The sequence below is a fragment of the Agrobacterium sp. LMR679 genome (assembly GCF_027157905.1).
Taxonomy (GTDB): domain Bacteria; phylum Pseudomonadota; class Alphaproteobacteria; order Rhizobiales; family Rhizobiaceae; genus Agrobacterium; species Agrobacterium leguminum.
Window position 1 is genome coordinate 618878 of the sequence record NZ_JAPVOJ010000001.1, and the last position, 14604, is coordinate 633481.

Annotated in this window: 14 protein-coding genes and 2 pseudogenes; 6 read left to right on the top strand and 10 right to left on the bottom strand. The window is 60.9% G+C overall.

Annotated elements, in window-relative coordinates:
* Positions 1-9: 9 nt before the first annotated feature.
* The 5 genes and pseudogenes from O3W47_RS02875 to O3W47_RS02895 form a co-directional block, all read right to left on the bottom strand.
* Positions 10-294 (bottom strand): YMGG-like glycine zipper-containing protein, encoded by a 285-nt coding sequence (locus tag O3W47_RS02875; RefSeq protein WP_003524016.1) that lies wholly within the window; start codon positions 292-294, stop codon positions 10-12.
* Between the two features lie 226 nt (positions 295-520).
* Positions 521-742 (bottom strand): hypothetical protein, encoded by a 222-nt coding sequence (locus tag O3W47_RS02880; protein WP_269312905.1) that lies wholly within the window; start codon positions 740-742, stop codon positions 521-523.
* Positions 723-1208 (bottom strand): type VI immunity family protein, encoded by a 486-nt coding sequence (locus O3W47_RS02885; RefSeq protein ID WP_236775046.1) that lies wholly within the window; start codon positions 1206-1208, stop codon positions 723-725. The genes O3W47_RS02880 and O3W47_RS02885 overlap by 20 nt, the downstream gene beginning before the upstream one ends.
* An 88-nt stretch (positions 1209-1296) precedes the next feature.
* Positions 1297-1401 (bottom strand): annotated as a pseudogene (locus O3W47_RS02890) (DUF2274 domain-containing protein); the annotation flags it as partial.
* Between the two features lie 81 nt (positions 1402-1482).
* The gene (locus tag O3W47_RS02895) at positions 1483-2397 is read right to left on the bottom strand and encodes a LysR family transcriptional regulator (RefSeq protein ID WP_269312906.1); all 915 of its coding nucleotides are present in this window, start codon (positions 2395-2397) and stop codon (positions 1483-1485) included.
* Positions 2398-2547: 150 nt separating this feature from the next.
* Here O3W47_RS02895 and O3W47_RS02900 point away from each other — a divergent pair, with 150 nt between their 5' ends.
* Together O3W47_RS02900 and O3W47_RS02905 are read left to right on the top strand one after the other, a co-directional pair.
* The gene (locus tag O3W47_RS02900; RefSeq protein WP_269312907.1) at positions 2548-3243 is read left to right on the top strand and encodes an MFS transporter; all 696 of its coding nucleotides are present in this window, start codon (positions 2548-2550) and stop codon (positions 3241-3243) included.
* Entirely contained in the window at positions 3180-3818 is a 639-nt protein-coding gene (locus O3W47_RS02905; protein ID WP_269312908.1) for an MFS transporter, read from the top strand. Before O3W47_RS02900 ends, O3W47_RS02905 begins: the two co-directional genes overlap by 64 nt.
* Here the strand turns inward: O3W47_RS02905 and O3W47_RS02910 are convergent.
* Entirely contained in the window at positions 3811-4752 is a 942-nt protein-coding gene (locus O3W47_RS02910) for a LysR family transcriptional regulator (RefSeq protein WP_269312909.1), read from the bottom strand. The two genes, O3W47_RS02905 and O3W47_RS02910, sit on opposite strands and share 8 nt — an antisense overlap.
* A gap of 102 nt (positions 4753-4854) precedes the next feature.
* Between O3W47_RS02910 and O3W47_RS02915 the strand changes: the two genes are divergently transcribed.
* Positions 4855-5886, top strand: a complete 1032-nt coding sequence (locus tag O3W47_RS02915; protein ID WP_269312910.1) for a zinc-dependent alcohol dehydrogenase family protein — start codon at positions 4855-4857, stop codon at positions 5884-5886.
* Here the strand turns inward: O3W47_RS02915 and O3W47_RS02920 are convergent.
* A complete protein-coding gene (locus tag O3W47_RS02920) occupies positions 5870-6013 on the bottom strand; it encodes a hypothetical protein (RefSeq protein ID WP_269312911.1) in 144 nt (47 codons plus the stop codon). The two genes, O3W47_RS02915 and O3W47_RS02920, sit on opposite strands and share 17 nt — an antisense overlap.
* 115 nt (positions 6014-6128) lie before the next feature.
* Positions 6129-7025, bottom strand: a complete 897-nt coding sequence (locus O3W47_RS02925) for a LysR family transcriptional regulator (RefSeq protein ID WP_269312912.1) — start codon at positions 7023-7025, stop codon at positions 6129-6131.
* 138 nt (positions 7026-7163) lie between these two features.
* On the opposite strand from O3W47_RS02925, the gene O3W47_RS02930 reads away from it, so the two are divergent.
* The 3 genes from O3W47_RS02930 to O3W47_RS02940 all read left to right on the top strand — a co-directional run bounded on the left by O3W47_RS02930 (position 7164) and on the right by O3W47_RS02940 (position 8858).
* Positions 7164-7937, top strand: coding sequence for an SDR family oxidoreductase (locus O3W47_RS02930; protein ID WP_269312913.1), 774 nt, complete (start codon positions 7164-7166; stop codon positions 7935-7937).
* Positions 7938-8003: 66 nt separating this feature from the next.
* Positions 8004-8273, top strand: coding sequence for a hypothetical protein (locus tag O3W47_RS02935; RefSeq protein ID WP_269312914.1), 270 nt, complete (start codon positions 8004-8006; stop codon positions 8271-8273).
* A 3-nt stretch (positions 8274-8276) separates the two neighbouring features.
* Entirely contained in the window at positions 8277-8858 is a 582-nt protein-coding gene (locus O3W47_RS02940; protein ID WP_269312915.1) for a DUF924 family protein, read from the top strand.
* Positions 8859-9140: 282 nt separating this feature from the next.
* On the opposite strand, the pseudogene O3W47_RS02945 reads toward O3W47_RS02940, so the two are convergent.
* A pseudogene (locus tag O3W47_RS02945) lies at positions 9141-13555 on the bottom strand (autotransporter domain-containing protein).
* 239 nt (positions 13556-13794) lie between these two features.
* Positions 13795-14424 carry an outer membrane protein gene (locus O3W47_RS02950; RefSeq protein WP_269312916.1) on the bottom strand — a complete coding sequence of 210 codons (630 nt, stop codon included), beginning with the start codon at positions 14422-14424 and terminating at the stop codon, positions 13795-13797.
* Positions 14425-14604: the final 180 nt, after the last annotated feature.

Sequence of the window (14604 nt, forward strand, 5' to 3'; positions counted from 1 at the left end):
CCGCAATCTTTATCGGCAGCGACCGTAATGATCCCGGTATCTGCATCCGTAGTCGCGGCGGTCCCGTTGTTCCCAGCGGTCGCGGCGGTTCCTGTCGTTACGTTCGCTGATGTTGCCTACCACGGCCCCTCCCACGCCGCCTGCGGCGGCTCCCACTGCAGCGCCTTCCCACGTGCCGCTTGCCAACCCACCGATGATAGCGCCGCTTGCCGCACCAATGCCGGCGCCCTTTTCCGTCTGGCTGCACGCTGTCAGCGTCAAGCAAACGAGTACGCCTGAAATGATCTTTTTCATGTCTGTCCTTTCGAGCCATCGCCGATACGGTCGGCCGTCGACCGTTGTGACGCACCAAGGCGGAGACGTATGGACACCGAAAATTACGTGAAAGTTACGCAGAACCGTCAATATCGATACCGGGCGAAAGCGCAAATTCGTGTAGGGTGCGTGTCTTCGCGATAAGTCATTCTCAGGCAACTCCGCCCGCCTAATCGATAGGGCATGCTCTTGGCGACATCCCTGGTTATGAGGCGCGCGAGACGACGAACGGCCCCAGCGGGTCGCCGCGATCCAGCGCCTTCCAACCGCCTTCTTCCGCAGCACGCTTTATCACGACGGTCCCGCATTTTCCAAAACGGTCGCGACGCAGCCAGCTGCGCCGGAAGGCAGCGTCGAGACGAAATGATGGTAATAAGTTTCGTTTAACTTCACGAGGCTGGACAAACTCAACGTTCATCATCGTCAAATCGATGTGTCCACCATTGCGTATACTCCATCTCGTCAACATCGTACGGTGCTCGCAGATAGGGATAGTCCCAGTTCTCGTAGCGCAAGGGCTTGAGGAAATCGCTGACCGCTCGGTATGCTGCAGGCACGCGGCCCTTATTTAAATCGCCGAGCACGGGCCGTTCACCCGCTTGGAAAACGACGCCACCCTCATAAGGATGGAGGATGACCTCGTCTCCGAGTGTTTCCCTTGCCTTCTCAATACCACCGACGCGCGCCAGTAGTTCATCGTTGACGGCTGTAAGCCAATTCACGTCACGGATCACATCGGTGCGGTTGTAATATTTCCAAGGTAAAATTACTGCCATCTTCGTAGAGGGGGCAAGGTCACCGGCGAGTTGAACACGGATAAGAAACGCAAAAAGCTCCTCGAGGCTTACGCGGAGGAGCTTTCTGTTAAACGACTTGAATGGCAAAATATTCAAGTTTCAGTGGTTGCGGGGGCACGCAAGTACCGATACCGACATTCATTGGAAGTGGCGGTATAACCGCCCCTTTCAAGCTCGGGGCCTTCTGCCCAAAGCCGCGATCCGTGGCGATGAAGCGTTCCAGCATGGGCACGATGAGCCGGACAGGATCGGCGGCGGGCTGGCCGCTCTCGCGGGCCAGTACCTCGGCATTATCCAGACTCTATAGGAATGTCTCACGTAAAGCCGTAAAGGCAGCTAACCGATAGACAGCTTCCGTTACGCTGGCTTTTTACACACTATGTTCCCAAGGCGGTCTCCGCCATTCCTTGGCCAGAAACTCCACGAAGGTGCCGATGCGGCGCGGCACCGGCTCGCGCCTCGCCCGCACGGCGTTGATCGGGCTTGCCTGTTCTCCCCAATCAGGCAGGATGTGCACAAGACGACCGTCGCGCAGATCGTCCGCGACATCCCATATCTCCCGAAGCGAGATGCCCAGCCCGGCAAGGCACCACGTCCGCAAGGCATCGCCGCTGTCGGTGGAAAGGCCGCTTGCGACAGCGATCTCCGCCACCTCACCATCGGCTCGCAGCACCCAACGGCTCTGCGACAGGCCCGGATAGGCGAATAGCAAACAGCTATGTCCGGCAACGTCTGCCGGGTGTTCCGGCTGACCATGCCGGGCCAGGTAATCCGGGGATGCAACGAGGATACGCCGGTTGTCTGCCAGACGCCGTGCGATTAGCCGGGAGTCCTTGAGCGATCCGACCCGGATGGCGAGGTCCATATCGCTTGCATACAGATCGATGACACGATCAGTCAGGTGCAGTTCGAACCCGACCTTCGGATGAGCCGTCCTGAACGCTGCCGTGGCGGCGGCGACATAGCGGCTACCGAAGGGCACCGGTGCGGTGATGCGGATCATTCCGCTCAATTGCCCGCTGCCGTCCCTTGCTATCTCCGCGGCCTCATCAAGCAGCGCCAGTGCTGCACGCGCCTTCTCGGCAATGGCGCGACCTTCGTCGGTTATTTTCAGGTGACGGGTGTTGCGCTCGAACAGGCTGGTGCCGAGCGCCTTTTCCAGCCGTGCGATCTGTTTGCTGACCGTCGTCGGAGCGAGGTCCATCGCACGCGCTGCGGCCGAGAAGCCGCCGCATTCCGCCACCCGTACGAACACGGCAAGATCATCGAGATTGCGCAAAGCCATTTAGTCCATATCGCCATAAGTCTTCTCCAATTATGCACCTTTTAAGCAGCCAAAGCGAGGACCATCCTCCCTGCCAAAACCATTGATGCGCCCGTCCGACCGCCTTGTCCGGTGACACGTTCCGGGCAGGCACTGGAAGGAAGGTCTCATATGCCACTCGCGATTTATGTTTTCTCGCTCTGCGCCTTTGCCGTTGGATTCACCGAGTTCATCACCATCGGCCTGGTCTCGGCCATGGCCACCGATCTCCATGCCGACGTCACCCAGGTCGGATTGACGGTGACGGCCTATGCGGCGGGCGTCGTCATCGGTGCGCCGATCCTGACTGCGCTGGCATCAAGCTGGTCGCGCAAGCGCCTGCTTCTTGCCGCCATGCTGGCCTTTACGCTGGGCAACCTCGTTGCCGGCCTTTCCACTCACCTCATACCGCTGCTGGGCGCACGCCTTCTGTCGGGTCTGGCCCATGGCGTCTTCTTCGCGGTCGCCTCCAGCGTCGCCACTCGACTGGTCGCGCCGGAACGCGCTGGTGCGGCGCTGTCGCTGGTGTTCGGCGGCGTGACGGTGGCTATGTCGCTCGGCGTGCCGGTCGGCACCTGGCTCGGCAGCGTCCTCGATTGGCAACTGATCTTTCTCGTCATCACCGGCTGCGGCCTGATCGGCGCGCTCGGTATCGCCTTTCTGGTGCCTGGCGGAGCTGGAGAAACGGAGACGCGAAAAAAGCCGGCCGGCGACATCTCGGCGTCCTGTTCAACGGACGCCTGCTGGCCGGCGCGAGCATCCCGATGCTGGCCTATACCGGCTCGTTCGCGTTCTACACCTATATCTCGCCGCTGCTTCTCGACGTGACGCACATGAGCGTCGGCATGGCGAGCACCATGCTGCTTGCCTACGGTGTCGGTGCCGCCATCGGCAATGTGTTCGGCGGTCGTCTGACCGACCGCCAGGGCATGGACCGTGCATCGCTGATCCTGCTTGTCGGCGTCGCTATCATTCTCGGCCTGATTGGCTTCGGACAGCAAAGCCCCATCGCGATGACGGGCCTGACCGCGCTTCTCGGCCTGACCACCTATGGCGCGATCCCGCCGCTGCAATCGCGTATCCTGATGCTCGCGGGGCGGCACGCGCCACAGGCCATGGATGTCGCCTCGGGCATGAACATCGCGGCCTTCAATTCCGGCGTGGTGTTGGGATCGCTTATCGGCGGCGGGGTCATCAAGGCATGGGGGCCTGCCATCGCTTTCCTGGATCGGAGCGATAGTGGCGCTGGTCGCCATCCTGATGCTGGCATGGCAAACAGTCCTGCCGTCGATGAAAGCGCCAACCACCTCTGCGGCGGCGTGATGACAACGGACATGATCCTGCACAACCAGATCAAAGCAGTGCCGTTGCGCCGCGCGTTCGCGATCATCCCGATCAAGTAGCTTGCAAAGCCACCCGGTCCCATGGAGCGAGTGGCATGAACGCCGCAACCAACGCATCCACTGCCGCTCGCACCTTTGGCGTCAGATCACGCGATTTCGGCCAAAGCGCAGTTATCGGACCGTCTTCGGCTGGCGTCGGGATCGGGAGGACTTCTAGCCTCCCGCTACAGATTTCATCCGCAGCGAGCCAGGTCGAAAGATAAGCGAGCCCCATTCCGTTCAGGGTTGCATCACGTAGCGCCTCGCCGTGGCTGATCGTATGACGCGGTCGAATTGTTAGCGGCCTGAATACTCCATTGGCACCGGCAGCGGTCCACGGCAAAGGGCGACCGTCTTTGGCAAAAGTCAGGCAGTCATGGTCTTCGAGTTCATCGACGGACGACGGGCGGCCTCGTCTTTTCAGATAGGCGGGGGCGGCGCAGATAATCGAGCGCTGTGTGCCGATCCGTCGTCCAACCAGGCTTGCATGATCGCCCGGATCACCGAGCCGCACCGCAAGGTCGATCCCTTCCTCGACCAGATCGACACGGCGGTCGGTGAAGGAAATATCAAGTTCGAGATCGGGGTTTCTGTCCGCAACCTCCATCAGCACCGGCATGACGCACATCCGCCCGAAGGAAACCGGAAGGTTTACTCGCAGGGTTCCGGTCACGGTGCTTTTGCGCGACGCGAGCAGTGCTTCCGCTGTGCTCAGTTCTTCCAGCACCTTGAGACAGCTTTGGTAATAGGCATGCCCTTCATGTGTGAGGTTCAGGCTGCGCGTCGTGCGATCAAGCAGCCGGATGCCCAAGCGTTCCTCCAGTCGGGCCACGCTCTTTCCGGTTGCTGATTTCGAAACGCCCAGACGCGCGGCGGCGGCCGTGAAGCTGCCCGTTTCGACGGCATTGACGAAGGCTGCAATGCCCTGAAGCTGGGAATGAAGGTTGACGCTCATCTCATTGACGAAAAAATGGAGGAAATGTTCGTCCGCAATATCGCACCCAAATCCATCCGGTTGTCAATAATATCCATCGCTCAACGAGCGAAAGGATCGATGATGAGCGATACGATGAAGCGATGGCAATTACCGTCATTTGGGCTGAAAAACCTCGAACTGGCAGAAGCTCCCGTGCCCGCACCGGGCAGAAACGGCCTTCTGGTTCGGGTTAAGTCCGCCTCCCTGAACTACCGCGACAAGCTGGTTGTTGAGGGCAAACTGCTTCTCGATAGGCCTTCCATGCCCTTCATCCCGGTCTCCGACATGGCGGGCGAAGTCGTCGGAGTTGGCGGGGATGTTTCCCGATTCAAGGTCGGTGATCGGGTGCTCGGAAACTTCTGGACGCGATGGATCGACGGCGAACCGCCACAGGAAATGACGCGACATGGCTTGTCGCTGGGCGGACCACTTCCCGGTGTGCTGGCCGAGTATGTGACCATACATGAAGAGATTGCGGTGGCAGCGCCCGCATCGCTGACAGACGAAGAGGCATCGACCTTGCCTGTTGCGGCGCTGACGGCATGGTTCGCCCTGATCGAGACCGGTCGTCTGAAGGCCGGAGAGACGGTGCTGGTTCAGGGCACCGGCGGTGTCGCTCTGTTCGGGCTTCAGATCGCCCGTGCCTTCGGCGCGCGCGTGATCGTGACCTCGCGGAGCGCCGACAAGCTGGAACGCGCAAAGGCATTGGGCGCTACCAGTGTGATCGACACGAGTACAACGCCTGACTGGTCGGCGATTGCGTTGAACCTCACTGACGGGCGCGGCGTCGATCATGTGCTCGAACTGATCGGCGGCGACAATCTCCGGCAATCGGCCGCAGCGCTCGCAAGCGGCGGCCGCATTGCGCAGATCGGATTCCTCAAAGGATCAGAGATCGTCCTGTCGGCGGTTCCCATGATGCTGAAGAGGGCTGTCATCCAGGGTATCACCGTCGGGCACAGGCGGGCATTCGAAGATCTGGTCCTCGCCATCGATGAGCATGGCATCAAGCCGGTGATCGATGAGGTTTATACCTTCGAAAACGCGCGCGCCGCCTTCGATCATCTTGAACGCGGGCCGTTCGGCAAAATCGTCGTCACGGTTTCGCAATAGCCGAAGGAGACCTTTCCCGCATCAAGCCGTCGCGTGCCTGCATCATGGCGCTGAAGAAGCGCGCCAGCATTGGAATGCTGGCGTCGGGTGCAGCTTCGCCCGCGTCAAGGCGACGTTCCGTCGTCACGTCTGACACCGTCATTGCCAGCGGGGTTGGCATATATGCACTTACTTTAGAGCAACCGTGCCACGCCGCGCCCTGGCGAAGCCGTGATCCGTCAAACAGGTCGATGACCTGGACATTATAAAAGGTTCCGCTTCAGCAGCGCCTCAAGCCAGTCGGCAAAGACGTGCAGGCGACGCGAAAGATGCTGACGATGCGGATAGAGCAGCGTCATGGGCATCGGCTCCGCGCGGTAGGAGGGCATCACCTCCACAAGCTCGCCGGTGTCGAGATGCTGCCGAACGTCGTAGGCGGGGATCTGGATCAGCCCGAGGCCAGCCAGGCAGCAGGCGATATAGGCTTCGGCGCTGTTGACGGTGACGCGGCCGCGCATCGGCATGGACCGGGGCGCACCACCGTCGAGCCATTCCCAGGCCTCGATGCGGCCACTCGATGGCGAGGCGTAGTTGACCGCCAGGTGGCCGTGAAGGTCGTCCGGCGCTTCAGGCATGCCATGGCGCTTGAGATAGGCGGGGCTTGCGACATTGATCAGCCGCAGGTCCCCAATCGAACGGGCGATCAGGCCGGAATCGCTGAGCGGACCGACGCGCAGAACGCAATCGACGCTGTCCTCCACGAGGTTCACCGCACGGTCGGTGACGCCGAGATCGATATCGATCTCGGGATAGGCGTCGAGAAACTCGGGAAGCGTCGGCGCGATGACAAGTCGTCCGATGCGACCCGGAACATCGATCCGCAGCCTGCCTGAGGGCGTGGCGGACTGGCGGAAGACGTTTTCAGCCTCCTCGACATCCGCGATCAGCCGCAGGCAGCGCGCATAGAAGGCGGAACCGTCCTGCGTCGGCGAGACCACCCTCGTCGTCCGGTGCAGAAGCCTCGCCCCGACACGGCCTTCCAATTCCTGCACCGCGGCCGATACCGACGAGCGCGGCATGCCGAGCGTATCGGCAGCGCGGGTGAAGTTCGAACATTCGACGACGCGGACGAAGATGCGGAACAGGTCGATACGGTCCAAGCAAAGCGCCTCTATTGTCCAGAACGAGCGACAAGTGATGTCAGAATGATTGCCTTTATCAGGAAATCATAGACGATATTCTGCTCTCTCGAAAGCGGCTGTATGACGCGGTCGCACAAAAGCACGGAGGCTGACGCCATGACCGACCACTCAATCAAGGATAAAACCGTCATCATCGCCGGCGGTGCGAAGAACCTCGGCGGGCTGATCGCCCGCGATCTTGCCGCCCACGGCGCGAAGGCGATCGCGGTCCACTACAACAGCGTGTCCACCAAAGCCGATGCGGATGCGACCGTCGCCGCCGTCAAGACCGCAGGAGCGGAAGCCGTCGCCTTCCAGGCCGACCTCACCAGCGCCGGTGCGATGGAGAAACTCTTTGCCGATACAGTCGCCGCCATCGGCAAACCGGACATCGCCATCAACACCGTCGGCAAGGTGCTGAAAAAGCCGATGGTCGAGATCTCGGAGGCCGAATATGACGAGATGAGTGCGGTCAACGCCAAGACCGCCTTCTTCTTCATCAAGGAAGCCGGCAAGCACCTCAACGACAACGGCAAGATCTGCACGCTGGTCACCTCGCTGCTCGGCGCCTTCACACCGTTCTATGCCGCCTATGCCGGCACCAAGGCGCCGGTCGAGCACTTCACCCGGGCAGCCTCCAAGGAGTTCGGTGAGCGCGGTATCTCGGTGACGGCGATCGGGCCGGGTCCAATGGACACACCCTTCTTCTATCCTGCCGAAGGTGAAGATGCGGTCGCCTATCACAAGACGGCGGCGGCGCTCTCGAAGTTCTCCAAGACCGGCCTGACCGACATCGAGGACATCGTGCCGTATATCCGCTTCATGGTCTCGGAAGGCTGGTGGATGACCGGCCAGACCATCCTCGTCAACGGCGGCTATACGACCAAGTGACAGTATCGGCGACCTGCCTGCAATGCGGCAGGTCGCCGATCGAAGCGACCGGGAACGAGGGCTCTCATGCACATGCTGCTCGTCATTACCGGAGGCGTCATCCTGCTCGGCGTCTTCGTTCTGTTTGGAAAGCTCTGGGGCGGTGACGTCACCGGCTTGGCCATGGGAGCGAAGGCCTTCGTTCCCCTGTGGCTGGTCGTGGTGCTCGTCAACATGTGGGTCGGCGTGACCAGGGCCGGCTATACTGTCGTTCAGGAACTGCCGATCCTGTTCGTGGTCTTCGCCGTGCCCGCGGCGCTTGCCATCCTCGTGGCCTGGCAACTGACGCGGGGCTGATTCATGGCTGCCGAAACCGTCTCGCACGCCGTCGAAGCGGCCCATCACGGTGGCGTCGATGCCGTCATCCGCTTCTGGATGGAAGCCGGCGCCACAGGTCGATGGTTCGCCAAGGACAAGGGCTTCGACCGCGGGTTCAGGGAACGCTTCCTCGACCTGCACATGGAGGTCGCCGAGCGGCGGCATGACGGCTGGATGGAAACGCCGGACGGTGCGCTGGCTCTGCTGATCCTGACCGACCAGTTCCCGCGCAACGCTTTTCGCGGCACCGGCCACATGTACGCGACCGATCCGCTTGCGCGTCACTATGCGGGACAGGCGCTGGATGCCGGGCATATGGAGCGCGTCGAGCCCGATCTCCGGTTGTTTTTCTGCCTCCCCTTCGCTCATTCCGAAGGGATGGCCGATCAGGAGATCTCGGTGGCGCTCAATTCAAGGCTCGGTGAGCCATGGCTCGTCCATGCCGAGGGCCATCGCGACATCATCCGCCGCTTCGGACGCTTCCCGCACCGCAATCCCATGCTTGGGCGCGAGACGACGCGGGAGGAAGAGACGTTCCTGCGCGACGGAGGTTTCCAGGGATAGAGACGCGGTGGGCTGAACGAGGAGACAAGCACGATAGCAGGAGGGAATACAAAAACGAGATCAAAGGTCGCGGGCTGTCGAAGTCAGCTTCCATCAACTGCTTGGTGATGGCCTGCGATTCGCTCTCCGACAACGCACACCAACGTAGGCGGCGCTTGGGCCTTTCTGCTTATGCCAACTGTCCGGTCAAATGGGGGCAGTTCAAGGGCGCAGAAAGTCTCTCTACGTCGAAAGTGATGTCCGCAAGCGGGAGAGCCAGTTGTTCCCAATCACGTTGTCGCCCTAGAAATTACCGCCGATACGGATACCGAACGTGTGGTTCTGCGCAGTGCCGTCGAAACCGAAGGCTGTGCGGTAATCGAAGCTCAGCGTCATGTCGTTGTCGAGTTTTGCGTCGACCCCCAGTCCAACCGTCAGGTAATCACGCATATAACTGTCAACATCGAGCGTGTAGGGTCTGGCGCCAAGATCTGCATAGCCCATGCTGGCCTGTCTCGATCCGGCGAAGTCGTGGGTATATTCCAGCCTGCCGCGGGTGTTCAGCCCCCCCACTCCATCGGGATCGCATGCTCTGCGCGCAGGCCGACAACACCGGCGAGCATATCGAAGGTCTGCGATCCGAAGGCGAGACTGTATGGCCCTGCCCCGCTCTCGGTAAAGCCGTCGAGCCGCGTGAAGGCTGCGTCAATCCGACCATAGGGCGATACCATCACCCCGTCCTCGCGATGCTCATAACCGGTCGACAAAGATCCGAATACTTGCGTCCCGTCGCGGCTGCCGCTCGCGAAGTCGCCGGTCGTCGTGACATAGCGCGTGCTGTCGAAGTCGAGGCGGCTCACTCCGAGCAACGCGTCGAGGTAGAACGGTGCGGGATGATAACTGCCATAGATCGCTGCGCTGAACGCCTGGCCGGTGCTTTCCGTTCCGCTCGAGCCGATCTCGGTCCTGTCGCGCCCGTAACCGAAGCCAATACCCGCCACGAAATCAGGCGTGAACCGGTGATCGACACCGCCGCTGACGCCGACGAGGGTATGCCCGAGATCGATATTGCCACGGTCGGACGTTCCGAAATTGACGAAGCCGCCCGCCCAGAGCGCGGTCTTGCCGAACAGGGGATCCGTCGGCTCCGGTGCACCACCCGCCGGCTGGCCAACTCCTGCCTGTGGCAACCCCATAGCGCGGCCAGCCGGATCGGCGCCCCGCTCTTCCTCGGCATAGCCGAGGGGCTGTGCCTGGTCGGTGTCCTGTGTCACGCCCATGCGGATGTTGAGCGATTGCGCCTGCCGGCTCTGGTCGTTGTGCAACCGCTCGAGGCGGTCGTTGAAGTTGCCGATCTGGGTGGTTGCGAACCGCTCGGCGGCTTGTGCCTGCGCGTTGATGAGCCCGATCACTTCCGCATCCTGCGACGGATCGGGTCGATAGATACCACCCAGGGTCAGGCTATAGGTCGCGCTGCCGGTCAGCCCGCTCTGGTCACGTACCGTGACGACGATGGTGTAGTTCCCAGGCGTTGTCGGCAAGCCGTAGAAGCTGCCGGTTCGTGGGTCGATGTCCATGCTTTCCGGCAGTCCGGAGACCGAGAAACTGTATGGCGCTGTGCCACCTGTTACGGAAACAGCCTGTGTGTATTCGACGCCGGCGGTGCCGCCCGGAATGGAGCCTGAACCGGGAGAGAAGGTGAAAGTGGGTGCGATATAGGTGAAGGCAGCCGGGAGCGTGGCCGTCCCGCCCGGCGTTGTTACCGCAATATCGGTCGCGCCCGCCGCGTTTGCGGGGGTGATGGCGGTGATCTGCGTGTTGCTCACAACCGTGACGCTAGTTGCCGGCACGCTGCCGACCATAACGCCGGTCGTGCCGGTCAGATGGTTGCCGGTGATGGTGAAGCTGGTTCCGCCCGCCGTTGGACCGGAAACAGGAGAAATCCCCGTCAGGCTTGGAGGGGCCGGAGCCACGACAATAGTGTAGCTGGCCGAAGCCGAGTCTGAGGTTTCAGCGGTTGCGGTGACGTTGACCGTGAAGGCTCCGTCCGCGGCAGGCGTTCCGGTGATCGCGCCGGAGACGGCATCGATGGCGAGGCCAGCAGGCAAGCCCGTGGCGCTGAAGGTGATGGTCCCGACGCCACCCGAGGCAGAGATTGAGTTATCGTTGTATGCCGCACCGACCACACCTGCAGTCAAGGATGAGCCATCACCCGGTGTCAGGGTGACGGGCAGCGCAGCCGGCGCAACGACGATGGTATAATTGGCGGCGGCCTTGCCGGAGGTCGCGGCAGTTGCGGTAAGCGCAATGGTGAACGTGCCATCGGCAGTAGGCGTTCCGGTGATCGCGCCGGAAACGGGATCGATAGCGAGGCCGGCAGGCAGGCCGGTGGCGCCGAAGGTAATGGTCCCGACGCCACCCGAGGCAGAGATCGAGCTCTCGCTGTAGGCCGCACCGACCATGCCCGCCGTCAAGGCCGAACCGTTGGTTGGCGTGAGGGTTACGGACTCCGGAGCCCGGGAAACGACGATGGCATAATTGGCGGTGGCCGTGCCGGAGGTGGCCGCAGTTGCGGTCAGCGCGACGGTGAATGTGCCATCGGCCACAGGCGTTCCGGTGATCGCACCGGTCGCGGGATCTATGGCGAGGCCGGCAGGCAGGCCCGTGGCTGTGAAGGTGATGGCGCCGACGCCGCCGGCCGCGGAGATCGAGCTGTCGTTGTATGCCGCACCGACCACACCTGCCGTGAGTATTGAACCGTCGGCAGGTGTCAATGTGACGGACTGCGGAGGGGCAATAACGATGATATAGTTTGCCGTGGCCGTGCCGGAGGTTGCGGCAGTTGCGGTGAGCGCGACGGTGAACGTGCCATCAGCCGTCGGTATGCCGATGATCCTGCCGGAGGCGGGATCGACGGCGAGGCCGTCAGGCAGGCCAGTGGCGCTAAAGGTAATTGCCCCGACACCGCCAGTCGTGGATATGGAACCATCGTTGTAGGCAGCGCCCACCAAGCCATCCGACAGGGTCGCGCCGGCGGCCGGCGTGAAAATGATGGGGGAACCCACGGTCCAGGGAGTTCCGCCCGTAAAAGCGGGATTGCCGTGCCCTCCGATGTTGCTGACCGCATTGGCAACGACATCGAGACGAAGGGTGCCCGATCCGGAAATATCGTCAACCCGAACGGTATAAGTTATATTGTCCGAGGTTTGGAGCGCCGCCAGCGTCCCCGAGGCTGTACCAGTCAACGTCAACTCCATATCTGCTATGAGAAAGCCCGTGACGGGTTCGGAGAACGTGATGGCAAATATCACGCTGGCGGCGTCAGGCGCTGGGCTCCCTACCACCCCGGTCGAGACAACCTCAGGGTTTACCGCGTATACTAGGACATTGTTGGTGGCGCCGACGTTGTTGAGCGTGAGAACCGCATCTGTGCCCTGAGCGCCCTTTACGGTGCCGCCGTTCGCGACAACCGCCGTCCCAAGCGCGATGCCATTGAGGTCAGCATCTCCGGGCTGGACTGTATATCTGAAGACAGAGGCGCTGCTTCCGCTTCCAGACAGATAGCTTGCCTGTCGGGTCATAGTGCCGATCGTCAGGGGAATATAGGGTGTCCCTCCGGCGGGGCTCACCGTGACATTTCCGTCCCAATTGACGGTGACATCCAACGTATCTCCCGCGCCGTAATAGCCGTTTGCGGGAACTGAAACGGATGTAACGGCGGGTGGCGGCGCGTCAGGCTCAACCGTCACCGTCTGAGTTGCGATCCGCGACGGGTTGAAATTGGCATCTCCGCCATTTTGTGCACTTAGTATGCAGGTGCCCGGGTTCAGGAATGTCACAAAGCCGTCGGAAATAGTGCAAATGTTAGTGTTCTCGACCTTGACCTCGACTGGAACACTCTTGCTCACTTGCATGGCACGGGCGGCGACCTCGTACGTCTGCCCGACAATCGCTTGCCCAGGTGCAATGGTATCGAAATAGATAGCCTGGTCCGCCTTGGCTATATCGATAACGCCGCCCTGGCTGGTGCCAGACTCATGGTCCTCGTCGCCCGAATAGACGGCCGTGATGGTGTGGGAGCCGGCGCCAAGCTCATTGGTTATTATACTGAGGCTGGATCCATTGCTGGTGTCGAAGGATACCGGGTCGCCAATCCTCGTATTGCCATCCATAAAAGAGATTTCGCCGCTTGGCGGGGCACTGGTTCCTATGATGGACGCTTTTATTTGGACCGCTTGCCCATAGACCCGGCCGCTTGGCAGATCGTCCAAAAGCACTGTCGAGTTGGCCTTGGTGACCGTGAGCATCGCCGGTCTTGAGTATGCACTTTCATTGTCCTTGCTGACCACAACACGATGGAGTGTCCCGCTTTCGCTGACGCGGACTGGTTTATAGGCGTAGCTGCTCTCCGTTGCTCCTGGAATCGATGCGAAACTAGCTCCGTTTGTACTGATCTGCCATTGATAGGTCACATCGCTATCGGCAGTCGTGACGGAGAAGGTAGCAAATTGCCCGGCAGCTATCGTGAGATCGCCTGGTTGCTGGGCAATGGCGGGAGGAGCTGCATACACCGGTGAAGCGTACAACAGCAGGAGCGCCACCAGCAGAAAAGCCAACGACCAACAACTGCGGCGCAGATCTTGCCGCATTGATGGCGACACCGCGTGTGCTGCTATGATACGCGGATTCCCAGGAAAGAAGGTCTCAGGCTCGATCATGTCAATATGAATCTCGGTCGGAAATGCAAAGGCGCGCAGCCTCGACCGGCTGCGCTTGAGTGGCCTCCACGCGGATCAACCGCCCCGGTCAATGATGGTCATCACCGCCCGCGGCAGGTGCTTGCCGCGCACGCTGAGCTCATCGTCGATCTCCACCCGGTAGAAGACCGGTCACAAGGGTCGTGAAAGACTGGCGCTCTTAGAACACGGTTAAACTCTGTTCTCTGCGCCAACGGGCATTAGAACTTTACGCCCAGACCAACCTTGATGGTCTGCTGGTCGACATCGACATTGATGCCCTGAAGGTCCTTGTCCCCGTAATCGCTGTAACGATATTCCAAACGGCCGAAGATGTTGTTGGTGAAGGCGTAGTCCAGGCCGGCGCCAACTGTATAGCCGCTGAACGTCTCTTCGGCCTTGCCCAATCCCGGCACATCCACATAGCCGCCCGTTGCGGCCCAACCGGCTGTTGCATAGATAAGCGCATGGTCGAAGGCATAACCAACGCGGCCGCGCACCGAGCCTGCCCAATCGGTGCCGAAATCGGCGCCGAAGATTTCCTGTTCGTTCCAGTTATATTCGAGATCGCCTTCGATACCGACGACCAGGCTGTTATCGAATTGATAATTGTAGCCGGCGAAGCCGCCGAAAGCGCCACCATTGGCATCTTCCGAACCGGATATGCCGAAGCCCGAGAATTTACCATTGGCCCAGCTGCCACCACCCTGAACACCGAGATATGCGCCCGACCAGGTAAAGGCTGGTGCATCAACACCAACAGGCGGTGCGGTGTTTTCGAAAGTGACATCGGCCGCCATGGCGGTGGATGCGGTAAGTGAGAGGATCGCAGAAAGAAGACATGTTCTCATGATCGGCTCCGATTTCATGCGGAAAATTGTCGTTGGAAATGATCCGCCGGATTGGCAGCCATTCTTTGAATTCCCGTCGCCGCGCCGTCGCGTTGGCAACAGCATGCATGAAGGCGTCCGGCGCGCGCCGACGGCGCCCAAACAATCAAATTTTCGAAGCTATTATAAGAATGATAGAGC